Origin of the sequence: Frankia gtarii (assembly GCF_025403375.1) — a bacterium.
Taxonomy (GTDB): Bacteria; Actinomycetota; Actinomycetes; order Frankiales; family Frankiaceae; genus Frankia; species Frankia gtarii.
In genome coordinates this window covers 1-23,545 of sequence record NZ_JAMPTM010000057.1, presented here as the reverse complement: position 1 = coordinate 23,545, position 23,545 = coordinate 1, and the positions used below count along the sequence as shown (strand labels likewise).

The following is a 23,545-nucleotide window of genomic DNA, read 5'->3' as shown; positions in this document are numbered from 1 at the left end:
GGATCGCGATGTGCCCGGGATCGGGTCGTCTCACGCGGAACCGTCCGACTCGTCCGATCGGGCCATCCGTCCGGTCCCCGACGGGTCGGCGAGCAGGTCCTGGCGCATGTTCGCGACGACCGGGTCGGGCAGCACCGGTCGAGATCCGCCACATCGGGGTGTGCGGTTCGAGCGCTGTCGCCGTCACGGCTTCACCCCTTCCGGCCGGTGCCGACGGTGGCCGCTCGGCGTCGCCCGCACGGTGTCCTGCTTGCGATCCACCGGGCCCTGGTGCGCATCTGCTGATAACTTTGGGCGTTTCCCTCATCTGGCTTACTCGTGGGCGTCCAGTGGGTCACCATGGTGGGTAATCGAGGTGAGGGGCGAACATGCGTTCGGTCTGGAAGGGCGTGATCTCCTTCGGTCTGGTGTCGATCCCGGTCCGGCTCTACTCCGCGACGCAGGAGCGGGATGTCGCGTTTCACCAGGTCAGGCGCTCAGACGGGTCCCGCGTGCGGTATCGCAGAGTGGCGGAGGCCGACGGGGACGAGGTCAACTACGCCGATGTCGCCAAGGGTTTCGAGCTGCCGGACGGTCAGACCGTCGTGCTCACGGACGAGGACTTCGCGAACCTGCCGTTGTCCACCTCCCGGGCGATCGATGTGCTTGAGTTCGTCCCGCTGGAGCAGGTCGACCCGATCTACTTCGCCAAGAGCTACTACGTCGAGCCGGACCGCACCGGCGCGAAGCCCTACGTTCTGTTGCGCGACGCACTGGCCGAATCGGGCCGCGTCGCGCTGGTGAAGATAGCTCTGCGCCAGCGCGAGCAGCTCGCGACGCTCCGGGTGCGCGACGGCGTCTTCGTTCTCGAGACGATGATCTGGCCGGACGAGGTGCGCGAGCCGGATTTCCCGTTCCTTGACGAGCACGTCGAGGTGCGTCCGCAGGAGTTGGCGATGGCGGCCTCGCTGATCGACACCCTCGCCGCCGACTTCGATCCCGGTCGGTTCAGCGACGAGTACCGGACCGCGTTGCAGTCGGTGATCGATGCCAAAATCGCCGGCCGTGCGGTGGTCAGCCCGCCGGTCAGCCCGCAGAAGGAGCCGGTCGGGGACCTGATGGCCGCGCTGCGCGCGAGCATCGCCGCCGCCCGCCGGGACCACCCGGACAGTGCCGGGGCTGATGGGGCCGGTGTTGACGGGCCGCCCGCCGGGAAGGCGGTAGCCGACAAGGCCGCATCCGAGGCGGGCTCGACCAAAGCCGGTGCGACCAAGGCCGGTGGGGTGAAGGCCGGTGCGACCAAGGCCGGTGCGACCAAGGCCGGTGCGACCAAGGCCGCGCCACCAAAGGGCGCGACCGGTACGGCCACAGCCGGCAAGAGCACGGTGACGTCGAAGGCGGCGTCTACGAGGAGCGCCACGCCCACCCGGCGCTCCGCCTGAACGGGCCGGATGGGCGCGGCGAGGCCGCGTGGGGCTAGCGGCGGAAGGCGTCCTTGGTCTTCTCACCGGCGTTGCGCAGGTCGGCGACGCCGCGATCGCTCGCCCCGTCCGCCCGCAGGTCCCGGTTGTCGGTGGCCTTCCCGGCCGCCTCCTTGCCCCGTCCTCGCAGCTCGTCCACCTTGTTCCTGACCTTGTCGACGAAGGACACCGCACTCAACTCCCCACGGGGTGTGGTCACTTGGTCATCGCCGGTGTACCCGGTGAGGTCCGGGGAACACGTCGGGAGAGCGATGCGCTGCACTCACGGGAGTCGTTCAGCGCGAGGTTCGCAGGGCCGAAGCGGGAGCGGGCGCACACGGATCCGGCGCTGGATGGCTCATTCCCGACGAGGTCGCGCGCCGTTGTGGCATCGTCGAAGAACGACACCGATCGCGAGGAGCAAGAGTGTCCCTTCCGCCCCTGGTCGACCCCGCCGAGGGCCTGACCGTCGACGAGGTTCGCCGGTACTCCAGGCATCTGATCATCCCGGATGTCGCCATGGACGGCCAGAAGCGGCTGAAGAACGCCAAGGTGCTGGCCGTCGGTGCCGGCGGGCTCGGCTCACCGACCCTGATGTACCTGGCGGCCGCGGGGGTCGGAACGCTCGGCATCGTCGAGTTCGACACCGTCGACGAGTCGAACCTGCAGCGCCAGATCATCCACGGTCAGTCTGACATCGGCCGGTCGAAGGCCGAGTCGGCGCGGGATTCGGTCCGCAACATCAACCCGTACGTCAACGTGATCCTGCACGAGACCCGGCTGGACACCTCCAACGTGATGGAGATCTTCAGCCAGTACGACCTCATCGTCGACGGAACCGACAACTTCGCCACCCGGTATCTCGTCAACGACGCGGCCGTCCTGCTCGGCAAGCCGTACGTCTGGGGTTCGATCTACCGGTTCGACGGGCAGGCCAGCGTCTTCTGGGCCGACCACGGGCCGTGCTACCGCTGCCTCTACCCGGAGCCCCCGCCCCCCGGGATGGTCCCGTCCTGCGCCGAGGGCGGCGTGCTGGGCGTGCTGTGCGCGTCGATCGCCTCCATCCAGACCACCGAGGCGATCAAGCTGCTGGCCGGGATCGGCGACCCGCTGGTCGGCCGGCTGATGGTCTACGACGCCCTCGAGATGACCTACCGGTCGATCAAGGTCCGCAAGGACCCGGAGTGCCCGCTGTGCGGGAAGAACCCGTCGATCACCGAGCTGATCGACTACGAGGCGTTCTGCGGCGTCGTCTCCGAGGAGGCCCAGCTCGCCGCGGCCGGTTCGACGATCACCGCGAGCGAGCTCAAGGGCTGGTTGGACGGCGGTGAGCCGATCGAGCTGATCGACGTCCGCGAGCCCGCGGAGTGGGAGATCGTCCGGATTCCCGGCGCCCGGCTGATCCCGAAGGGCGATCTGCCGGCCCATCTGGCCGAGCTCCCCCAGGACCGGCGGGTGGTCGTCTACTGCAAGTCCGGGGTGCGCTCCGCCGAGGCGCTCGCGACGCTCAAGGGCGCCGGCTTCTCCTCGGCCGTGCACGTCCAGGGCGGCGTGACGGCCTGGGCCACCCAGGTCGACAAGTCCCTGCCGGTCTACTAAGCCGTGGGCAGGTTCGCCGCGTGGTGCCCCGGTCGGGCGTGGCTCGAGCATCGCCGGTCGCGGTGAGCCGTCCCCGTGCCCGGCGCGACGCGCCGCCGGCGAGTCTGTCCGCCGGGCTCGGTACTCGGCTCCGTCTCGGCGGCGTCGAGCCGAGCCCGCACGCGGTCGAGGTGCTCGACGCGGTTGCCCGGATCCCCCCGGGCAAGGTGATGACCTACGGCGACGTCGCCGAGTACGTCGGCGCGGGCACCGGCCGGACCGTCGGCGCGGCGCTCTCCCGCTACGCGGACGACGACCTGCCGTGGCACCGGGTCATCCGGTCGACCGGCGAGCCGAACCCGGCCGCGCCGGTCGAGGCGTTGCGCCGGCTGGCGGCCGACCGCACCCCACTGTCGGCGAACGGCGAACGGGTCGACCTCGCCGCCGCCCGCTGGGACGGCAGGCCGCCCGGCTGCTGATCAGCGGGCGGACAGGCCGCCGTCGGCGAGGTAGACGCTGCCGGTCACCAGCGACGCCCGGTCGGACAGCAGGAACACGGCCACCTCGGCCACCTCCTCGGCGGTGCCGAGCCGGTTGATCGGCGCCATCAGTGCCGCGCCGCGCTGGCGGCGCCCGTCGGCGTGCAGCAACGGTGTGTCGACGAAACCGGGTGCGACCGCGTTCACCCGGATCCGCCGCGTCGCGTACTCCAGGGCCGCGGTCTTGGTCAACCCGATCACGCCGTGCTTGGCGGCGACGTACGGCGCGGACCCGGCGAAGCCGACCGTGCCGAACACCGAGGCCATGTTGACGATCGAGCCGCCGTCGCCGCCATGCAGCATCGCCGTGATCTCGGCGCGCATGCTGTAGAAGACCCCGGACAGGTTCACGTTGAGCACCCGCTGCCAGTCCTCGGCGGGGGTGGTCCCGACCGGCTCGCGCCCGGCGGTGATGCCCGCGTTGTTCACCGCCAGATCGAGCCGCCCGAAGGTGCCGACGGCGGCCTGCACCGCCCGTTCGATCGCGTCGGGATCGGTGACGTCGGCCTCCAGCGCGATCGCCGCCCCGCCGGCGCGTTCGATCTGCGCCGCCACCTCCTTGACGCCGTCCGGGTGGAGATCCGTGACGACCACCTGGGCACCCGCGCTTGCCAGCCGGCGGGCGCAGGCGGCGCCGATGCCGGATCCCGCGCCGGTTACCAGCGCGACCTTGCCGCTGCATTCGGTCATGGCCGATCACAGTGCCACGCCCCGGCCCGGGCGTGCACGCGACCCCGTCCCTGCCGGCCCCCGCCGCGCGGGTCGGTGTGGCATGGCCGGAGCCCTCGCGGGGCTGTCGGACCCGCATGGTGTGCTGTCGGGGTGGTTGCCGCATCTGCCCCCGCCGCGCCCGCCGGCCACCGGCTGGTTCCCACCCCGGTCGCGCCGGCGCGCCCGTTCGTCGCCGACCCGGCGCAGCGCCGGGTGGTCGAGCACCCGGGCGGCCCGCTGCTGGTGCTCGCCGGCCCCGGCACGGGCAAGACGGCCACCCTGGTCGAGGCGGTCGCCGCCCGGATCGAGGCCGGGGCGGACCCGCGGTCGATCCTGGTCCTCACCTTCAGCCGCCGGGCCGCGGGCGAGCTGCGGGAGCGAATCACCGCCCGGCTCGGTCCGACCGGCACCGGCGCCGGGGGCGGCCCGGGGGTGTGGACCTTCCACGCGTGGTGCCTGGCGCTGCTGCGGGCGCATGATCGGCCGGCGCCCCACGGCGGGTTCCGGCTGCTGTCGGGCCCGGAGCGGGACAGCCGGCTGCGTGAGCTCATCGAGGGTTCGCGCGAGGACGGCCGCCCCGCCTGGCCGCCGCAACTCGCCCGCGCCCTGGGCACCCGCGGCTTCACGGAGGAGGTGCGGGCGCTGCTGGCGCGGGCTCGCGAGGTCGGCCTGGAACCCGTGGGCCTGGCCCAGCTCGCCCGGCGCACCGACCGGCCGGACTGGGCCGCCCTGGCCGAGTTCTACGAGATGTACCTCGACGTGTTCGGCTTCGAGGGCGCGCTCGACTACGCCGACCTGGTGCACCGGGCCGTCGTCGTCGCCGAGGGTGCCGAGGCGGGCGAGGCGTTGCGCGCCAGCTACCGACACGTCTTCGTCGACGAGTACCAGGACACCGACCCGGCTCAGGAACGGCTGCTGCGCGCGGTCGCGGGCGGCGGGCGCGACCTGGTCGTGTTCGGCGATCCCGACCAGTCCATCTATGCCTTCCGCGGGGCGGAGGTCGCCGGCCTGCTCGACTTCCCGCAGCGCTTTCCCGCGCCGGAGGGGCGGCGGTCGGTGAGCGGAGCTGGCGCGCCGATCGTCGCGCTGCGCACCGGCCGGCGGATGGCACCCGCCCCACTGCTGGCGAGCCGGCATGTGGCCCGGCGGATCCCGGCCGCCGGGCTCCCGGTCGGCGAGATCCGGGCGCACCGCGACCTGATCGGTCGCACCGATCGTGGGGCGGGTCTGGTGCAGGCCCGCACCTACGCGAGCGCCGGCGCGGAGGCGGAGGCGGTCGCCGACCTGCTGCGCCGCGAGCACCTGGAGAACGGCACCCCCTGGCCCGCGATGGCAGTCCTCGTCCGTACGGCTGACCGGCTCGCCCGGCTGCGCCGGGTGCTGACCGCCGCGGGCGTGCCGGTCAGCGTCGACGGCGACGACCTGCCCGTCGCGCAGGAGCCGGCCGCGGCGCTGCTGCTGCTGGCGCTGCGCTGCGCGGACGACCCCGCCGGGGCGCTCACCGCCGACGCCGCCCGTACCCTGCTCACCTCCCCGCTCGGTGGGGCGGACCCGGCGGGCCTGCGAGAGTTGGGCCGCGCGCTGCGCGCCTTCGAACGTGATGCCGGTGCAGGGCAGCCCGCCGCGTCGGCCGAGCTGGTCCGCCAGGCCGTCGCCGACCCGGACCGCTGGCTGGTGCGCGTCGCCGACGCGGTCGCCCAGCCCGTCCGCCGCGTCGGCGACCTGCTCGGCACCGCCCGCCGGGCGCTGCGGGACCCGGCCGGCTCGCCCGAGCAGGCACTGTGGGCGCTGTGGTCCGCCAGCGGCTGGCAGCCGGAGCTGCTGGCGGCCTCGGCGGCCGGCGGGGCGGCGGGGCGCGCGGCCGACCGCGACCTGGACGCGGTGGTGGCGCTGTTCGACGCCGTCGCCCGCCTCGCCCAGCGGCGCGGGCCGGGTACGGGCGCCGCCTCGCTGGTCGACGAGCTCGGCCGGCAGCAGATCGCCGGGGAGGCCATCGCGCCGGTGGGGGAGGACGCCCGCCGCCGCGGCGTGCGGCTGCTGACCGCGCACCGCGCCAAGGGCCTGGAGTGGGATGTTGTCGCCGTCTGCGGTGTCCAGGACGGAATCTGGCCGGACCTGCGGGAGCGGCATTCGCTGCTCGGCGCGGAGCAGCTCGACGCGCCCGCCCACGGCGGCCTGCGCCCGCCGCTGACCCGCCAGGACCTGCTCGCCGACGAGCGCCGGCTGTTCTACGTCGCGCTCACCCGGGCCCGGCGGCGCCTGCTGGTCACGGCCGTCAACAGCCCGGACGACGACGGCAGCCTGCCCAGCCGGCTGCTCGACGAGCTCGGGGTGGCCGTCGAGCACGTCCCCGGGCGTCCGGCCCGGCCGCTGACCCTCGTCGGCCTCGTCGCGACGCTGCGTCGGCTGGCAACCGAGCCGACGTCCAGCCCGGCCCTGCGCGCCGCGGCCCGCCGCCGCCTCGCCGCCCTCGCGGCCGCCCGCGACGACGCCCACCGTCCGCTCGCCCCGGCCGCCCATCCGGCGACCTGGTGGGGTCTGCTCGAGGTGACCGACTCCGACGTGCCGGTCGTCGCGCCGGGGGCGCCCCTGCGGCTGTCCGGCTCGTCGCTGTCCAGCATCGGCACCTGCTCGCTGCGGTGGTTCCTGGAGCACGAGGCGCACGCGGTCACCGTCGCCTCCACCGCGCAGGGCTTCGGCAAGGTGGTGCATGCCCTGGCCGACGAGGTCACCACCGGGCGCACCCCGGCGGACCTCGCAGCCCTCGACGCCCGGCTCGACACCGTCTGGCGGCATCTGGACTACGAGGCCCGCTGGCGCAGCGACCAGGAGCGGGCCGCCGCCAGGGAGGCGCTGGCCCGCTTCCTGGCCTGGCATGCCGGTGAGCGTGGGCGCCGGGTCGTCGACGCGGAGATCCGGTTCACCTGCCAGCTCCACGTCGCCGGGCGCGAGGTGATGCTGCGGGGGTTCATCGACCGGCTGGAGCTCGACGACGCCGGCCGGGTGCACGTCATCGACTTCAAGACTGGCCGCAGCGCGCCCGGTCGTGCCGAGCTAGCCACCCACCCGCAGCTCGGCAGCTACCAGCTCGCCGTGCGTGCCGGCGCCCTCAACGCGGCGCTCGCCGCCGCCGGCCCCGCCGCCGCCGGCCCCGCCGTGGCGGATCCCGTGGTGCCCGGCGGCGCCGAGCTCGTCCAGCTTCGCCGCGACGCCGGGGGCGCCGGCGCCGGGCCCCGCCTGCCCGGGGAGGCGCCCGGCCCGCCCGAGGTGCAGGCGCAGGAGGCGCTGCCCGCCGAGGGGCCCACCTGGATGGATGAGGTTCTCGGCGACGCGGTGCGCACCATCGACGCGGAGGCGTTCCGGCCGACCCCGGGTGAGCACTGCACGATGTGCACGTTCCAGACGAGCTGCCCGGCCCGCCCCGAAGGACAACAGGTGATCGATTGAGCGCGGACGGTTCCGATCCCCCGGCGGGGGGCCGGGTGGACATGGGGACCGGTGGGGCGATGTCGCGCCAGCCGTTCCTGCCCGGTTTCGGTGGTGATCCCGACGGCGACTCCGACGGCGGTGCCGCCGGTTCGCGGCTCGACCCGGCGGACCTGCGCGACCTGCTGGAAGTCCCCTACACCGACGAGCAGATCGCCGCGGCGACCGCCCCGCTGGAGCCGGGGGTGATCGTCGCCGGCGCCGGCTCCGGGAAGACCTCGGTGATGGCGGCCCGGGTGGTCTGGCTCGTCGCGACCCGCCAGGTGCGCGCCGAGCAGGTGCTGGGGCTGACCTTCACCACGAAGGCGGCCGCGGAGCTGGCCGGCCGGGTGCGCCTCGCGCTGCGCAAGGCGGGCGCCGCCGACACCGGCGGCTGGTCGGGACCGGGGACGGCCGCCGACGCCGAGGTGGACGGCGAGCCCACCGTCGCCACCTACCACGCCTTCGCCGGGCGGCTCGTGGTCGACAACGCGCTGCGCCTCGGCCTGGAACCCGACATCGCGCTGCTGTCCGGGGCGGCGCGCTACCAGCTCGCCGCGCGGGTCGCCCGCGCCTACGGCGGGACGGTGCAGGCGCTGACCCAGTCGCTGGGAGCCGTCGTCGGCGAGCTGGTCGCGCTCGACGCGGAGATGAGCGAGCACCTGATCGACCCGGCGAAGCTCGTCGCGTTCGACACCGCCTTCCTCGAGGAGGTGCTGGCCGCCCTGGACACCGCGAGTGCCCGGCGGGGCACCAAGGGCGTCCAGGAGCGGCTGCGCCGGTTCGCGGCCGCCGCGCGGGGGCGCAGTGAGCTCGCCGGGCTCGTGGCCGAGTACCGGGCCGCCCGCCGCGAACGGGACGTGCTGGACTTCGGCGACCAGGTCACCTACGCGGCCCGCCTCGCCGAGGCGTTGCCGGAGGTCGGCCGCGCCGAGCGGGCTCGGGCCGCCGTCGTCCTGCTCGACGAGTACCAGGACACCTCGGTGGCCCAGCGCCGCATGCTCACCGGCCTGTTCGGCGGCGGCCACCCGGTCACCGCCGTCGGTGACCCCTGCCAGGCGATCTACGGCTGGCGTGGGGCGTCGGTGGCGAACCTCGACCACTTCCCGACCCATTTCCCGCGCGCGGACGGCGAGCCGGCCGCCGTCTACGAGCTGTCGGTGAACCAGCGCAGCGGCGGCCGGCTACTCGACCTCGCCAACGCCATCGCGGCGCAGCTGCGGGCGCGCCACCGGGTCGTCGAGCTGCGCCCGCGGGCCGACGTCGCCGATCGCGGCGAGACGGTCGTCGCCCTGCACACCAGCTGGGCCGACGAGGTGGCCTGGATCGCCGCCCGGCTGCGCGCAGTCGTCGACGCCGGCACCGGGCCCGGTGACATCGCCGTCCTCGTCCGGGCCCGCGGGGACATCCCACCGCTGCTGACCGCGTTGCAGTCCGTCGGGCTGCCCGTCGAGGTCGTCGGGCTGACCGGGCTGCTCACCGTGCCGGAGGTCGCCGAGATCGTCGCGGTGCTGGAGGTCCTCGACGCGCCCACGGCGAACGCCGCGCTGGTCCGCCTGCTCACCGGCCCGCGGATTCGCCTCGGCGCCCGCGACCTCGCCGCGCTCGGCCGCCATGCCCGAGAGATCGTCCGCACCCCCGCGCCGATCATCGACGCCGAGCCCGACCCGCCGGGGCGTACCGATCCGCTGGCCGCGGCGGTCGCCGACGTCGACCCCGCGGACGTGGTCGCCCTCTCCGACGTCCTCGACGACCCCGGCCCGGAGATGTCCGCCGAGGGCCGCACGCGGGCGCGCCGGCTGGCCGCGGAGATCGCCGAGCTGCGCGGCCACGTCGGCGAGGGCCTGCTCGACCTGCTGCACCGTGTCGTCGCCACGATCGGGCTGGACGTGGAGCTCACCGCAACCGAGGCGGCGGTGCGCGCCCGCCGCCAGGAGAACGTCGCGGCCTTCCTCGACGTCGCCGCCGACTTCACCGACCCGGACGGGACGACCTCGCTGCACGCCTTCCTCGGTTTCCTGCGAGCCGCCCGGGAACACGAGCGCGGCCTCGACGTCACCGGTCCGTCCGGGGCGGACGCGATCGCCCTGATGACGATGCACCGTTCCAAGGGCCTGGAATGGGAGGTCGTCGCCGTACCGAACCTCAGCGAGCGGGTCTTCCCCGATGTCACCGTCCGGGACCAGTGGACGACCTCGCCCGGTGTGCTGCCCGTGCCGCTGCGGGGCGACGCCGCGGACCTGCCCGCCTTCGAGGTCTCCGACCAGAAGTCGGACCTCGACGCCTTCGCGGCCGAGGTCCGTGCCTACGCCGAGCGGGAGGAGCGCCGGCTCGCCTACGTCGCGGTGACCCGGGCGAAGTCACTGCTGTTCGCCAGCGGCCACTGGTGGGGGCCGACGCAGAAGCGCCCGCGTGGCGCGTCGGTCTTCCTGGCGGAGCTCGCCGAGCACGCCCGCGGCGGCGGCGGTGGGCGGATCGACGTCTGGGCCCCGCGGCCCGAGGAGAAGTCGAACCCGGCTCTGGCCACCCCGCGTCAGTTCGCCTGGCCGATCCCCTACGAACCGGAGCCCTTCGCCCGCCGCGTCGAGGCGGCCCGCGATGTCCTCGCCCGGCTCGAGGCGGCGCTCACCCGGCCTCTGCCCGTCGACGCCGGCGGCGGGACCGGCGGGGTCGGCGGGGTCGGGGTCGACGGTGGCATCGGCGAGGTCGGCGGTGGTGGTGGCGGCGATGGCGTCGGCGTTCCGGCGGACCCCACGGCTCCGGCCGATCCGGCCGATCCGGCCGATCCGGCCGGACTGACCGCGGTCGAGCGGGCGCTGCTCGCCGAGCTGGACCGGGAGGCGGAGCTGCTGCTCGCCGAGGAGCGGGCCGCCCGCGTCCCACAGCTCGACGTGCCGATGCCGGCGAACCTCACCGCGTCCGAGATCGTCCGGCTTCAGGCCGATCCGGCGGCGTTCGCCCGGGAGCTCGTCCGCCCGCTGCCGCGCCAGCCGGCCGCGGCGGCCCGCCGCGGCAGCCGCTTCCACGCCTGGGTGGAAGAACTGTTCGACCACCGGGCGCTGATCGACGCCGACGATCTGCCTGGCGCCCAGGACGCCGAGCTCACCGACGACGACCTGCGCTCGCTGCAGGAGGCGTTCCTGCGGACCCCGTACGGATCGCGGCGGCCCGCCGCGATCGAGGAGCCCTTCGAGCTCCCCCTCGCCGGTCGGATCGTGCGCGGCCGCATCGACGCCGTCTACGACCTCGGCCGCGGCCGCTGGGAGGTGATCGACTGGAAGACCGGCCAGACGTCCGCTGACGAGCTCCAGCTCGCCGTCTACCGGCTGGCCTGGGCTCGGCTGCGCGGCGTCGATCCGTCCGCCGTCGACGCCGCCTTCCTCTACGTCCGCACCGGCGCCGTTGTCCGCCCGCCCCTGGCCACCGAGGCGGAACTCGCCGCCCTGCTCGCGCCGCCCGCCCCGCCGGCGCCGGAAACACCCACATAGCCGCAGTCCGCCTGCCTGCCCGCGCTGCCAGCTGACACCGCCAGCCGGGACCACGAACCTCCGCCGACTGCGGTGCGGGGCGCACGGTTTCGGGAGGTGGACCGTGCAGAACGCACCGCAATCGGCCCCACTCGCCCTCAGTCCCCGGCCGGGACGACGTCGGCCACGACGCAGCTGACGTTGTCCGCGCCGCCGGTGTCGTTGGCGAGGGCGACGAGGTCGCGGACCGCCTGCTCCGGCTCGGCCGCCGAGGCCAGCACCCGGCGCAGCGCCGCCGCCGGCACCGCCCCGGAAAGCCCGTCAGAGCAGAGCAGGTAGCGGTCGCCGCGGCGCACCTCGTGCAGCCCGATGTCGGGGAAGGACGCCTGCCTGCCGTCCAGCGCGCGCAGCCGGCAAGGTCAAGCCCCGCCGTGCCAATCGCGGCGGGCCGTGCCAATCGCGGCAGGCCGGGTCAGATCGGCTGGTCGGTCAGATCGACGAGCAGGGCCCGGTGGTCGGAGATCTCCGCGCGCCGGCTCTGGACGGCGATGACGTCGCCCACCGGCCCACGGGCCAGCGCGTGGTCGAGCTGGACGCGGGGGGCGTGCGCGGGATACGTCGGGGTGACCGCCAGCCGCTGCCAGCGGGTCAGCGCCGCAGGCAGGCGTCCCGGCAGGTTGAGGTCTCCGAGCACGATCAGCGGGCCGTCGAGGTCGGCGAGGCGTCGGGACAACCGCAGCAGCTGCACAGCGTTCCATCCGGGGACGAACGACAGGTGCGTGGTCACGACGGTGAGCGGCCCGCCGGGCGCGTCGATGCGGGCGGCGATCGCGACCCGCGGCTCGTCGTCCAGCATGATCAGCCGCCCCGATCGGTTCGGGCCGCCCGGAATCGCGATGGGGGAGCGGATCGGGGCCCGGCCAAGATTGATCACCCGCCACTCGTGAACCGGTAGCAGGCTGATCAGTGCGATGCCGTATGCCGGTTCGCCGGGCGCGCGGGCGCCCTCGGCGGGCCGCCAGCCGGCCCCCGGGGTGCCGAACACGGTCGGGACGAACCGCCAGTCGCCGTCGGCGGCTCCGAGCGCCGCCGCCGCCTCGGCGGCCAGGTCGATCCCGCCGGATCGCGGCTGGTCGAGATCGACCTCCTGCAGCCCGAGCACGTCCGTGCCAAGCCCGGCGACGGCCGCGGCGAAGCGTCGCGACTCGACCCGGCCGTCGGCGAGGGACAGGCCGTGCATCACGTTGAAGGAGCCCAGCCGCACGCCTGGACCGTACCGGATCGGGCGGTCCAGGACAGCGGGGCGGCCGAGGGCGCGGGCTTGGCCGGCCGGGCCTCGCCGCCGGTCGTTCGGCCGGCTGGCCGGGGTCGTCAGCGCCTGGCCACGGCGCCCGCCGCCGAGTCCGGCCGGGCCGGCTCGGCCGACCCGTTCCCGTCGTCCGAAGCGGCTGCGGGTTCGGTGCCGGTGCCGGTGGCGCCGGCGCGCAGCACCAGTTCGAGGTCGAACCGGACGTCGGGATCCTCCAGGCACGGCCCGAACAGCTCGCGGAGCTGGTTGACCCGGTACCGGACGGTCTGCGGATGGATGTGCAGTCGCTCGGCGATCAGCCCGCGCTGTCCTCGCAGCGACAGCCAGTGCAGCAGGGTCTCGGCCAGCCGTTCCCGGGTCCGGCTCGGCAGACCGTCGAGGGGGGCGAGCAGCCGGGTCGCGAGGTCCGTCACGAGCCCTGGGTCGCGAGCGAGCACCAGCGCGCTGAGGTGCTCGTCGGTGAACAGCGGATCGGCGGCGACCGCACCGGCGAGCCGGCCGGCGCTGCGCGCGTCGCGGGCGAACCGGGCCCGGGCGGCGCTCGCCTTGGCCTGGCCCCACGGCACCGCCGGTCCTACCACCGCGGCCAGGCCCGCCAGCCGCTTCGCCAGGGCTGCCCGCGCCGGACCGCGTTCCGCCGAGCCCATGAACAGCCAGGTGTCCTGGCCCTGCACGGCCCGCGGGTAGTCCGCGGGCAGCAGGAACGGCTCGGTGCGACCGGGCGCGGGCACCGCTGGCGCGGACCCTGCCGGGACGAGACCTGCCGGGACGACGACGGACGTGGCCGGCTCGCGCCCGGCCACCGGCTGCGGTTCGGGCCGGGCCGGGATGAGGACGGCGGCCAGCCGGCGGGGCAGCCGCACGCTGGCCGCCTCGGCGACCTGTGCGACGGCGTCCGCGGGAGCACCGGTGAGCAGCATCTCGCCGATGCGGTCGAGCAGGCGTTCCCGCTCCCCGCCCGCCGCGAACTGCTCGGCGGCGTAGCCCTCGGCGGACGCCGCGGAGATGCCGTCGATGTAGGCGAACATCATCTCGGCGAGGGAGACCAGGCCCGCCGCGTCCACGCCGCCGTGGCGCACCGCCGCCTCACCGAGACGCCGCCAGGAGACGCGGGCGCCGACCCGGTAGGCGCTGAGCAGGTTGTCCAGCGACCGGCCGGAGTGGACCTCGCCCCGGCCGAGCCGGACATACACCTCGCGGCTGGCGGCGAGGTCCGGGGCACAGTGCGGGCCGGCCTCGACCACGGTGAGGAAGCGGTGCAGGGCCTCGGCGACCCCGCGGCGCACGCCGCGTCCGAACCCGCCCTCCAGCGGGCGGGCGTAGGCGGGTACCTCGCGGGCGATCGCGGCCATGATCTCCTCGCCCAGCGAGTCAACTTCCGCGGCGAGAGTCTCGGGCAGCCCGGCCGGAAACTGTCTCATGGGAACAGTTTGCCGATTGGTGGTCGTCATTTCCCGCACCCCGTCACCCGAGCTGGGCGGCTCGTGGTCGTCGATCGTCCTCAGCCGGCAGAATCGGCCCGTGGACGCTCTGACCGGCATCATCAGCGCTCTGATTACTGGCGTGATCATAGGGTTGCTGGGGCGGGCCGCCGTTCCCCGGTCCCGGCGCGCCCCGATCGGCTGCGTGATGACCATCCTGCTGGGTCTGCTGGGCGCGGCCCTCGGGCTGGTGGTGTCCGCGGCGATCGGCGGCGGCGCCCTCGTGACCCTCCTTCTGCAGGTCGCGATCGCCGCCACGCTGGTTCTTCTGGTCGCCGTGGCCGGCGCGCCCGGCCGGGCGGCGGGTTCCGCCGCGCGGCGCCGCAGCGACCCGGGTCGCTATGGCGGGGCGGCGCGGGCCGGCGGCCGACGCCGCGCGCGCGACCGCCGAGACGCGGCACGCGGGTGGTGAGCGTCGGTCGCCGGGCGGCTCGGCCGGCGACCGCCCGGCCGCGCATCGGCTCTCGGGCCGCCCGCCAGGTGCCCGGACGCGGGCCTCCGTTCGTGGGATCGCCCCGGCACCCGCGGCATACCCCGGTCCGCGTTCGTCCAGAGGAACGCCCCACCCGCCGGCGGGCGCGGCCCGCAGTGCATCGACGGGCGGCGCAAAGCCGGCCGGTGGCCTTCTTCGCCACCGGGGCCGGCCGGCGGGCAGTAGCGTGGGTAACTGTGTCCTCGCCTAGAGAACCCGGTCCGGTCGGCTCCGCCGCGGTGAGGTCGGCCCTGCCGGCATCCTCCTATCCGATCGAGCGGACTCGGCTCGACAACGGCCTGCGGGTTCTGCTCGCACCCGACCGAACGGCGCCGGTGGTGGCCGTCTCGGTGCACTACGACGTGGGCTTCAGGTCCGAGCCCGAAGGCCGCACTGGTTTCGCTCACCTGTTCGAGCATCTGATGTTCCAGGGCAGTGCGAACGTGGGGAAGGCCGAGCATCCCAAGCACGTCCAGGCCGCCGGTGGAATCTTCAACGGCTCCACGCACCCCGACTACACGGACTATTTCGAGCTGTTGCCGGCCGGGGCGCTCGAACTGGCCCTGTTCCTCGAGGCGGACCGGATGCGGGCGCCCAAGATCACCCGGCAGAACCTCGACAACCAGATCGCCGTGGTGCAGGAGGAGATCCGGGTCAACGTCCTCAACCGGCCGTACGGCGGATTTCCCTGGATCAAACTGCCACCGGTGGCGTTCGACACCTTTCCCAACGCACACAACGGATACGGGGATTTCTCCGAGTTGGAGGCGGCCAGCCTCGACGACGCGGAGGACTTCTTCGACAAGTACTACGCCCCCGGTAACGCCGTGCTCACCATCGTCGGTGACTTCGACCCCGACGAGACGCTGACGTTCGTCAACCGTTACTTCGGCGACATCCCCGCCCGCACAGTGCCGCCGCGGGCGAGCTTCGCGGAGCCGGTGCCCACGGCGGAGCGCCGGGCGGTCATCATCGACCCGCTCGCCCCCCGCGCGGCCCTCGCGGTCGGCTACCGCGTCCCCGACCCGATCGCCGACCTGCCCACCTATCTCGCCTACTACCTGCTGACCGAGGTGCTCAGCGACGGCGATGCCAGCCGCCTGGAACGGCGCCTGGTCCAGAAGGACCGCTCGGTCATCGGGGTCAGCACGTACCTGGGCACCTTCGGCGATCCGTTCGAGCAGCGCGACCCGCTGCTGCTCACCCTGGAGGCCCGCCAGTCCGAGGAGTCCAGCGCCGACGTGGTCCTCGCGGCCGTCGACGAGGAGCTCGGCCGGCTCGCGGGGGACGGCCTGGAGGATGGCGAGCTGGAGCGGGTCCAGGCCCGGGTGGCCTCCTCGCTGCTGCGCGGAGCCGACGACGCCCTCGGCCGCGGGCTGGCCATGGCCGTGCACGAGCTGCACCGCGGCCGGCCCGAGCTGGTGAACGAACTGCCGGCGGAGCTGTCCGCCGTCACTGCCGAGGCGGTCGCCGCCGCCGCCGGGCTGGTGCTGGCCGCCTGCGGCGGCAGCAGCGGAGGCGGTGGTTCCAACGGCGGTTCCGCCGCCGGAGGCGGCGCGACGTCGTCGGCGGGAAACGGTTCGTCGGCGGGGGCCAGCGACGCGGTCCTGCACGCCTCGGACAAGAAGGGCGGGACGCTGCGCGCCCTCAACGACTCCGACTGCGACTACTGGGACCCCGCCCGCACGTACTACGCGAACTGCTGGGACCAGCAGCGCTGGATCTCCCGCCAGCTCGTCACCTACGTGCCGCAGCCGGGCACGCCCAGGCTCACCGGTGACCTGGCGACCGCCGTGCCGACCTCGTCGGACCTGAAGACCTGGACGTACACGCTCAAGGACGGGATCAGGTTCTCCGACGGGACACCGATCACGTCGAAGGACATCAAGTACGCCGTCGAGCGGGTCTTCGCCACCGACGTCATCAACGGCGGCCCGACCTACCTCATCGACTACCTCGACGACCCCAACGCCCCCTACCTGGGCCCCTACAAGGACACCGACCCGAACAAGCTGGGCCTGAAGTCGGTCGACACTCCGGACGACAAGACGATCATCTTCCACCTGAACAGGCCGTTCGCGGACTGGAACTTCGTCATGGCGCTGCCGGGCGTCACCCCCGTGCCGAAGGCCCAGGACACCGGCGCCAACTACACGTTCAAGCCGGTCTCCTCCGGTCCATACAAGATCGACAAGTACACCCCGAACAAGGTCATCACCTTCGTCCGCAACCCGAACTGGGACCCGAAGACGGACACGGTGAACAAGGCGCTGCCGGACCGCATCGAAGTCACGATGGGCCTCGACCTCGACGACGTCGACAACCGGCTGCTGGCCAACAGCGCCGACTTCTACGTCGGCCAGACCGGCGTGCAGATCACCGCCCAGAACAAGATCCTCGGTGATCCGTCGCTGCGCAGGGATCGGACCACCGACGACGTCACCGGCTTCATCCGCTACCTGTCGGTGATGACACAGGTCAAGCCGTTCGACAACGTTCACTGCCGCAACGCCGTCTCCTACGCCCTCGACAAGACCGCCCAGCAGCTCGCCCGCGGCGGCCCGATCGGCGGCGGCGCGGTCGCCACGACGATGCTCACCCCACCGCTGAAGTACTACAGGTCCTTCGACCTGTTCCCGACCGCCGGTAGCAAGGGTGACGTCGCCAAGGCCAAGCAGGAGCTCACCGCCTGCGGCCAGCCGAACGGCTTCTCCACCACGCTGGCCAGCCGCAGCAACGGCAAGGAGGTCGCGCAGGCCGAGGCGGTCCAGGCGTCACTGGCGAAGATCGGCGTCAAGGTGACGATCAACAAGAGCGCCCCGTCGCAGTACTTCTCCTCGACGATCGGCATCCCGGTGAACGTCCACAAGAACGGCATCGGGCTGGCGATGGCCGCCTGGGGCCCGGACTGGCCGACGCCGTACGCGATGCTGAGCTCCATCGTCGACGGGCGCAAGATCCTCTCCGCCGGCAACAGCAACTACGCCGAACTCAACGACCCGACGGTCGACTCCGGCCTCGACGACGGCATCGCCACCACCGACGAGGCCAGGGCGCAGCAGATCTGGACCGACACCGACAAGGCGGTCGTGAAGTCCGCCGCCTACATTCCACTGGTCTACGACAAGGCGCTGAACCTGTTCAGCGACCGCACCACGAACATCTACTTCACCTCCGCGTACGGCATGGCGGACTTCGCCCAGTTCGGCGTCACCAGGTGACCGACGCCAGGTGAATGACCGGGTCCGCGTCGGCAGCGCTTCACCGCGGGTTTCCACCGGCGCGGTCCCGGTCCCGACCCACCGTTCGAGGGAGGTGACGTGGCAAGGTTCATCCTGGGTCGACTGATCGGCGGCATCGTCATTCTGTGGCTGGTCAGCGTGCTCGCGTTCGTGCTGTTCTTCGTGATTCCGAAGGCGCTGGGCAACAATCCGGCGGTGTTGTTCGCCGGGCGCAGCCCCGACCCCGCCACCATCGCCGGGGTGACGAAGAAGCTCGGCCTGGACCGGTCCTACGTCGACCAGTACTGGGATTTCCTGCGGGGCGTCTTCGTCGGCCGCCACTTCGACTCCGGTTCGGATCGAAGCTGGTGCCCCGCGCCCTGCCTGGGATATTCGTTCCGCAATGACCAGCCGGTGTGGTCGCAGATCGTCGACGCGCTGCCGGTGACGGCCTCACTGTCCTTCGGCGCGGCCGCGCTGTTCCTCGTCATCGGCGTGAGCACCGGGGTGTTCTCGGCGGTGCGCCGTGGCGGCCTGTTCGACCGGATCGCCGCCGCGGTGTCGCTGGCCGGGGTATCACTGCCGGTGTACTTCACCGGACTGCTGCTTCTGCTGCTCGTCAGCTACAAATGGCACATCATCGACAACGTCCATTACGTGAACTTCACGCACAATCCCGCGCTGTGGGCATGGAACCTGATCCCGGCCTGGCTCGTGCTGTCGCTGCTTTACACCGCCAACTACCAGCGGCTGACCCGGGCCAGCATGATTGAGACCCTGGGTGAGGACTACGTCCGGACGGCGCGGGCGAAGGGCCTGCCGGAACGCACGGTGATCGGTAAGCACGCGCTGCGCCCGGCGCTGACGCCGATCGTCACCATCTTCGGCCTGGACCTGGGGGTGCTGTTCGGCGGGGCGATCCTCACCGAGCACACGTTCGGCTTCCGCGGGCTCGGCGCCATCTCCATCGACGCGGTGAACACCCAGGACCTGCCGGTGACGATGGGGGTGACGCTGTTCGCGGCCTTCTTCATCATCCTGGCCAACGTCCTGGTCGACGTCACCTACGCGATCATCGACCCGAGAGTGCGGCCATCGTGACCGGCCCGGCCCCCACCGGCACGCCGTTTCTCCAGGTGCGCGACCTCACCGTCAGCTTCCGCACCGACGACGGCGTCGTGCACGCCGTGGACAAGCTGAGCTTCTCCGTCGAACGCGGCCGCACGCTCGGGATCGTCGGCGAGTCCGGCTCCGGCAAGAGCGTCACCAGTCTCGCGATCATGGGCCTGCACCGGCGGGGCCGACGGGTCGGCATCGACGGGGAGATCCGCCTCGACGGCGAGGACCTCGTCACCGCCGCGGCCGAGCGGGTCCGCGGGCTGCGCGGCCGACGGATGGCGATGATCTTCCAGGATCCGTTGTCGTCGATGCATCCCCAGTTCACCGTCGGCGAGCAGATCGTCGAGGCGTACCGGGTGCACAACCGGGTGAGCAGGGCCACGGCCCGCCGGCGCGCCACCGAGCTGCTCGAACTCGTCGGCATCCCCGAACCCGCCCGGCGTCTCGACGACTACCCGCACCAGTTCTCCGGTGGCATGCGGCAACGCGCCATGATTGCCATGGCGGTGTCGTGCAACCCGGAGCTGCTCATCGCCGACGAGCCGACGACCGCCCTCGACGTCACCGTTCAGGCGCAGATCCTCGACCTCATGCGCGAGCTCCAGAAGGAGTTCAACTCGGCGATCATCATCATCACCCACGATCTCGGCGTCGTCGCCGAGATCAGCGACGACATCCTGGTGATGTACGCCGGGCAGGCGATGGAACACGGCCCCGTCGAGGAGGTCTTCGCCCATGCCGAACATCCGTACACCTGGGGCCTGCTGCAGTCGATCACGCGGCTCGACCGCCAGCTCGAGACCACGCTGCGGACCATCCCCGGCAGCCCGCCGAGCCTGATCAACGTCCCGCCGGGCTGCCCGTTCCACCCCCGCTGCACCTACCGCGAGCTCGCCGGCCCCGCGGCGAGCACCGTACGCCCGCCCCTGACCGAGACCTCCCCCGGGCACCGGGTGGCCTGCCACCTGCCGGTCGAGCAGCGGCGACGACTGCTGCGCGAAGAGGTGACTCCGACCCTGTGACCGACAACCTGACCAAGGACGTGCCGTCTCCGCCAGCCGGCGAGGGCGCGGTGCCCGCCCAGGCCACCGACGCTCCGGCGACCGACGCCCCGGCGACCGGCGCGGTGCCGGCGGCGACCGGCGCGGTGCCGGCGGCGACCGCCGAGGCCGGCGGCGCGACGCGGGGCCGTCCGGCGGGCGGCGGCGACGAGCTGGTGCGCGTCACCGACCTGACGAAGCTGTTCCCGGTGCGCCGCGGCACGCTGGTGCGCCGCGGCGCCGGGGCGGTCCGCGCCGTCGACGGGGTCGGCTTCGCCATCGACCGGGGCACGACGCTCGGCCTGGTCGGCGAGTCCGGCAGCGGCAAGTCGACGACCGGTCGGCTCATCTCCCGGCTGCTCGAACCGACGTCCGGCTCGGTCGTCTTCGACGGGCGGGACATCAGCCACCTGTCCACCCGCGAGCTGCGCCCGCTGCGCCGCGACATTCAGATGATTTTCCAGGACCCGTACTCGTCGCTGAACCCCCGCCACACCATCGGCGCGATCGTCGCCGCGCCGCTACGCATCCAGAAGCAGGTGCCCCGCGGCGGCGTCCGCAACCGGGTCCGGGAACTGCTCGAACTCGTCGGCCTCAACCCCGAGCACTACAACCGCTACCCCAACGAGTTCTCCGGCGGGCAACGCCAGCGCATCGGCATCGCCCGGGCACTGGCCACCCGCCCCAAGCTCATCATCGCCGACGAGCCGGTGAGCGCCCTCGACGTGTCGATCCGCGCGCAGATCATCAACCTGCTCGACGGCCTGCGCACCGACTTCGGCCTGACCTACCTGTTCATCGCCCACGACCTGTCGATGGTGCGCCACCTCAGCGACCGCGTCGCCGTCATGTACCTCGGGCAGATCATCGAACTCGCCGACCGCACCGACCTGTTCGAGGGCGCGCTGCACCCCTACACCCACGCGCTGCTGTCCGCGGTGCCGATCCCCGACCCCACCAGCCACCGCCGCCGCGAACGCATCCGCCTGCGCGACGAGGTGCCCAGCCCGCTCGACCCGCCGCCAGCGTGCCGCTTCCACCCGCGCTGCTGGAAGGCCCAGGAGCTCTGCCGCACCGAGGCCCCGCCGCTGCTTGAGCGCACCCCCGGTCACCAGGTCGCCTGTCACTTCCCCGAAAAACGCGACGTCGTCTGACCCCTGCGGCGTGAGTCAGCCGCCGGCAAGGCCGAGCGGGGCCCGCAACACATCGATCAGCGAGTCGAGGTCCGCCTCGCCTACGGCGGCCCGGCCGACCGTGGCGGCCACATCCGCCCGCGCGGCGACCGCGACGACCTCGGGCAGCTCCTCGCGCCAGGGGACGCTCGCAACTCCCCGTCCTGGCCGCCGGTAGAAGTAGTGGCAGGTCATCAGCAGGCCGGTCACCCGTTCCACCGTGCCGTCGGCGGGCCCGACGACCTCGAAGCTGCGTCGAGCAAGCTGGCGATTGTGCACGCTCATGGACGTCGCCGCCCCGCCGAAGTGATCACGCCAGCCGTAGTGCAGGACGCCGACTCCGGTCTGAAGCGCGGCGCCCATGCACAGGCAACAGGGCTCGACATTGGTGTAGAGGACGTGCTGCTGGAACGAGCCCTGCATGGGTAGCTGGGCGAGCGCGTTGACCTCGGCGTGCGCGATCCTCGTGTTGGCGAGCTGCCCGGGAACCTGGATGTCCTCGTGACGGGTGCTGCGTGCCTGCCCGACCGGTGTGCCGGACCCGTCCAGCACGACCGCGCCGACCGGCAGGCTCCCGGCCCGATAGGCCTCCCACGCCAGGGACATCACCACACGCCAGGGGAAATCCACCCGATCAGGATGGCAGGGCCGCCGGTTCCGCGAACCGCTTCGCGCACACCGGAACCACACGCGTCCGGCCCTCAGCCCCGGCGATCGGGATGTTCCCTAGACCGCATCATGCATCCGGGCGGCCGGGTTTGGTGGCCCGCAGCGAGTACATGAGCGGCACTCGGTGATGTCCCTCGGGCGGCCGGAAGCCGTCCGGTCCGCGGACGAGCGAGTCGAACTGTGCGAACAGGGCGATGTCGTGCTCGTGCAGGAACTCGATCCGCAGCCCGGCGGCGGCGACGGCCGAGACCACGCTGCCGAGCCGGTGCTCGTACTGCACGGTGGTGTTCTCCGTCGTGGCGGCGAGCCGGTCGGCGTAGCTACCGGTGCCGGTCGAGACGAATGGGCCCTCATCGAAGTAGTCGTAGGCCACCGTGGTTCCGGTGGCCTCGTCGAGGGTGTGGGCGAACGGGTGGGATTCGGCCAGGTAGAGGAACCCGCCGGGCGTGAGCAGGCGTTCCACCACCCGGGCCCACCGGTGCAGATCCGCCAGCCAGGGCAGGGCCCCGATGCCCGTGTAGACGACGTCGAAGGTCTCGCCGGCCAGCGCCTCGTCCGCGTCGTACACGTCGGCGACGACGAACCGGGCGTCCACCCCGATCTCGACGGCGAGCGCCCGCGCCGCCTCGACCGCCGGCGCGGAGAAGTCCAGGCCCACCACGGCGGCCCCCCTCGTCGCCCACGACAGGGAATCCAGTCCGATGTGACACTGCAGGTGCACCAGCCGCTTCCCGGACACCTCGCCGACCTCGGCCACCTCGAAGGCCCGAAGCACGTCGGGACGGCGCCGAAATCCCGCGACGTCGTAGAACGCGCCGGCCAGGTGAAGCGGCACCCGCTCGTCCCAGTGCGCCCGGTTCAGCCCCGGCCCGTCCGATTCAGGGTGGCCCGATGGCCCCTGGTCCGAGACTCCCCGATCCGGGGCCGCGCGATCCGCGGTTTCCTGCCCGTGGGTCACTGCGGCCTGCGCCAGACGGAGACATGGGACGTGCTGGTCGCGGTGAAGGGCTCGCCGTTCCACCCGGCCCATCGCTCGGTGAGTTCCAGGCCGGCGAGTCGGCCCATCAGATCCAGCTCGCTCGGCCAGGCGTACCGAACATCGACCGGATAGGTGCCCACACCGCCCGGCCCGAGGGTGAGGTGGCGGCTGCGGACCCGCTGGAAGACCGGGTCATGCAGCGAGACGTTCAGGTGCGTCGTCTCCCCGTCCAGACGGTCCGCCTGCACACGCTGACCTCGGTCGTACCGGGTGACGTCCGGGACGAACGCCTCCATGACGAACAGTCCGCCCGGCTGTAGCCCAGCCGCCACGTTCGCGAAGCAGCGCACCTGCGCATCCTGATCAGCCAGCGCGAAGAAGGTGTTGAACACGACGTACACCAGCCCGAACGGCCCACCCGGGGCGGTGACCTCGGCGAAGTCGCCGAGCACGACGTCGACCTCGGACCCGCCGGGCTTGTCCCGCAGCCGGGCGACCATCCGCGGGGAGGCGTCGATGCCGACGACGGTCGTCCCCCGGGCCGCGAGCGGCAGGGCGAGGCGCCCCGTGCCGACGCCGAGTTCCAGCGCGGGCCCGGCGCCGACCCGCGTGCGCAGGAAGTCGACCGCCACGGCCACCTCGGGTTCCCTGTCCGCCGTGGAATACCACTCGTCGTACACGTCGGCGATGTGTTCGCCGTAGGCCGCCGGGTCAAGGTCGGTGTCGCCGCGAGGGACCATGGTTGTCAGGTTGGCACGCCGCCGTAACCCGCCGCATCCCATTTTTGGCGGCACGCTGGCCGCCGACCGGCGGGCCGTGGTGCATGGGGGCTCACCATCGGTCAGGCGGTGGTGGCGAGGTCGGGTGGGGGTTCGCTGTAGGGG

At 73.1% G+C, this 23,545-nt stretch carries 18 protein-coding genes and 1 pseudogene; 11 read left to right on the top strand and 8 right to left on the bottom strand.

Annotated features, from left to right (window positions below; genetic code table 11):
- Window positions 1–368: 368 nt before the first annotated feature.
- Window positions 369–1,421 (top strand): non-homologous end joining protein Ku, encoded by a 1,053-nt coding sequence (gene ku, locus NBZ83_RS11265; protein WP_261574914.1) that lies wholly within the window; start codon window positions 369–371, stop codon window positions 1,419–1,421.
- A gap of 34 nt (window positions 1,422–1,455) precedes the next feature.
- On the opposite strand, the gene NBZ83_RS11260 is transcribed toward ku, so the two are convergent.
- Window positions 1,456–1,659, bottom strand: a complete 204-nt coding sequence (locus NBZ83_RS11260; protein WP_261564821.1) for a CsbD family protein — start codon at window positions 1,657–1,659, stop codon at window positions 1,456–1,458.
- Between the two features lie 206 nt (window positions 1,660–1,865).
- Here NBZ83_RS11260 and moeZ point away from each other — a divergent pair, with 206 nt between their 5' ends.
- Both moeZ and NBZ83_RS11250 read left to right on the top strand, forming a co-directional pair.
- Complete coding sequence (gene moeZ / locus NBZ83_RS11255) at window positions 1,866–3,038, top strand: adenylyltransferase/sulfurtransferase MoeZ (RefSeq protein WP_261564819.1); 1,173 nt, start codon at window positions 1,866–1,868, stop codon at window positions 3,036–3,038.
- Between the two features lie 62 nt (window positions 3,039–3,100).
- Window positions 3,101–3,496 (top strand): MGMT family protein, encoded by a 396-nt coding sequence (locus tag NBZ83_RS11250; RefSeq protein WP_261564818.1) that lies wholly within the window; start codon window positions 3,101–3,103, stop codon window positions 3,494–3,496.
- Here the strand turns inward: NBZ83_RS11250 and NBZ83_RS11245 are convergent, their stop codons facing one another.
- The gene (locus NBZ83_RS11245; protein ID WP_261564817.1) at window positions 3,497–4,246 is read right to left on the bottom strand and encodes an SDR family NAD(P)-dependent oxidoreductase; all 750 of its coding nucleotides are present in this window, start codon (window positions 4,244–4,246) and stop codon (window positions 3,497–3,499) included.
- 132 nt (window positions 4,247–4,378) lie between these two features.
- Here NBZ83_RS11245 and NBZ83_RS11240 point away from each other — a divergent pair, with 132 nt between their 5' ends.
- Together NBZ83_RS11240 and NBZ83_RS11235 are read left to right on the top strand one after the other, a co-directional pair.
- The gene (locus NBZ83_RS11240) at window positions 4,379–7,714 is read left to right on the top strand and encodes an ATP-dependent helicase (RefSeq protein WP_261574913.1); all 3,336 of its coding nucleotides are present in this window, start codon (window positions 4,379–4,381) and stop codon (window positions 7,712–7,714) included.
- Between the two features lie 41 nt (window positions 7,715–7,755).
- Window positions 7,756–11,220, top strand: a complete 3,465-nt coding sequence (locus NBZ83_RS11235; protein WP_261574916.1) for an ATP-dependent helicase — start codon at window positions 7,756–7,758, stop codon at window positions 11,218–11,220.
- A gap of 137 nt (window positions 11,221–11,357) precedes the next feature.
- On the opposite strand, the gene NBZ83_RS11230 is transcribed toward NBZ83_RS11235, so the two are convergent.
- The 3 genes from NBZ83_RS11230 to NBZ83_RS11220 all read right to left on the bottom strand — a co-directional run bounded on the left by NBZ83_RS11230 (window position 11,358) and on the right by NBZ83_RS11220 (window position 13,929).
- On the bottom strand, window positions 11,358–11,555 hold the full coding sequence (locus NBZ83_RS11230; protein ID WP_261574912.1) for a PP2C family protein-serine/threonine phosphatase: 198 nt from the start codon (window positions 11,553–11,555) through the stop codon (window positions 11,358–11,360).
- 116 nt (window positions 11,556–11,671) lie between these two features.
- A complete protein-coding gene (locus NBZ83_RS11225) occupies window positions 11,672–12,463 on the bottom strand; it encodes an endonuclease/exonuclease/phosphatase family protein (protein ID WP_261574911.1) in 792 nt (263 codons plus the stop codon).
- A gap of 107 nt (window positions 12,464–12,570) precedes the next feature.
- The gene (locus NBZ83_RS11220) at window positions 12,571–13,929 is read right to left on the bottom strand and encodes a helix-turn-helix domain-containing protein (RefSeq protein ID WP_261574910.1); all 1,359 of its coding nucleotides are present in this window, start codon (window positions 13,927–13,929) and stop codon (window positions 12,571–12,573) included.
- A gap of 100 nt (window positions 13,930–14,029) precedes the next feature.
- Here NBZ83_RS11220 and NBZ83_RS11215 point away from each other — a divergent pair, with 100 nt between their 5' ends.
- The 6 genes and pseudogenes from NBZ83_RS11215 to NBZ83_RS11190 all read left to right on the top strand — a co-directional run bounded on the left by NBZ83_RS11215 (window position 14,030) and on the right by NBZ83_RS11190 (window position 20,995).
- Entirely contained in the window at window positions 14,030–14,401 is a 372-nt protein-coding gene (locus tag NBZ83_RS11215) for a hypothetical protein (protein ID WP_261556929.1), read from the top strand.
- A 299-nt stretch (window positions 14,402–14,700) separates the two neighbouring features.
- Window positions 14,701–15,954, top strand: a pseudogene (locus NBZ83_RS11210) (M16 family metallopeptidase); the annotation flags it as partial.
- On the top strand, window positions 15,949–17,682 hold the full coding sequence (locus NBZ83_RS11205) for an ABC transporter substrate-binding protein (RefSeq protein WP_261574915.1): 1,734 nt from the start codon (window positions 15,949–15,951) through the stop codon (window positions 17,680–17,682). The pseudogene NBZ83_RS11210 and the gene NBZ83_RS11205, both read left to right, overlap by 6 nt.
- 99 nt (window positions 17,683–17,781) lie before the next feature.
- Window positions 17,782–18,783, top strand: a complete 1,002-nt coding sequence (locus NBZ83_RS11200; RefSeq protein WP_261574909.1) for an ABC transporter permease — start codon at window positions 17,782–17,784, stop codon at window positions 18,781–18,783.
- Window positions 18,780–19,823 (top strand): ABC transporter ATP-binding protein, encoded by a 1,044-nt coding sequence (locus tag NBZ83_RS11195; protein WP_261569098.1) that lies wholly within the window; start codon window positions 18,780–18,782, stop codon window positions 19,821–19,823. Before NBZ83_RS11200 ends, NBZ83_RS11195 begins: the two co-directional genes overlap by 4 nt.
- Window positions 19,820–20,995 carry an ABC transporter ATP-binding protein gene (locus NBZ83_RS11190; RefSeq protein ID WP_438803232.1) on the top strand — a complete coding sequence of 392 codons (1,176 nt, stop codon included), beginning with the start codon at window positions 19,820–19,822 and terminating at the stop codon, window positions 20,993–20,995. Before NBZ83_RS11195 ends, NBZ83_RS11190 begins: the two co-directional genes overlap by 4 nt.
- A 15-nt stretch (window positions 20,996–21,010) precedes the next feature.
- Here NBZ83_RS11190 and NBZ83_RS11185 read toward each other — a convergent pair whose 3' ends face one another.
- From NBZ83_RS11185 to NBZ83_RS11175, 3 genes are all read right to left on the bottom strand, one after another.
- Complete coding sequence (locus tag NBZ83_RS11185; RefSeq protein ID WP_261569103.1) at window positions 21,011–21,619, bottom strand: nucleoside deaminase; 609 nt, start codon at window positions 21,617–21,619, stop codon at window positions 21,011–21,013.
- 130 nt (window positions 21,620–21,749) lie between these two features.
- Window positions 21,750–22,517, bottom strand: coding sequence for a class I SAM-dependent methyltransferase (locus tag NBZ83_RS11180; RefSeq protein ID WP_261569097.1), 768 nt, complete (start codon window positions 22,515–22,517; stop codon window positions 21,750–21,752).
- A gap of 119 nt (window positions 22,518–22,636) precedes the next feature.
- Window positions 22,637–23,401 carry a class I SAM-dependent DNA methyltransferase gene (locus tag NBZ83_RS11175; protein WP_261569096.1) on the bottom strand — a complete coding sequence of 255 codons (765 nt, stop codon included), beginning with the start codon at window positions 23,399–23,401 and terminating at the stop codon, window positions 22,637–22,639.
- Between the last annotated feature and the right edge of the window lie 144 nt (window positions 23,402–23,545).

Coding starts and splice junctions, on each gene's coding strand:
- ku (WP_261574914.1), top strand. CDS start 369: ATGCGTTCGGTCTGGAAGGGCGTGATCTCCTTCGGTCTGGTGTCGATC.
- NBZ83_RS11245 (WP_261564817.1), bottom strand. CDS start 4,246: ATGACCGAATGCAGCGGCAAGGTCGCGCTGGTAACCGGCGCGGGATCC.
- NBZ83_RS11235 (WP_261574916.1), top strand. CDS start 7,756: ATGGGGACCGGTGGGGCGATGTCGCGCCAGCCGTTCCTGCCCGGTTTC.
- NBZ83_RS11220 (WP_261574910.1), bottom strand. CDS start 13,929: ATGAGACAGTTTCCGGCCGGGCTGCCCGAGACTCTCGCCGCGGAAGTT.
- NBZ83_RS11185 (WP_261569103.1), bottom strand. CDS start 21,619: ATGTCCCTGGCGTGGGAGGCCTATCGGGCCGGGAGCCTGCCGGTCGGC.
- NBZ83_RS11175 (WP_261569096.1), bottom strand. CDS start 23,401: ATGGTCCCTCGCGGCGACACCGACCTTGACCCGGCGGCCTACGGCGAA.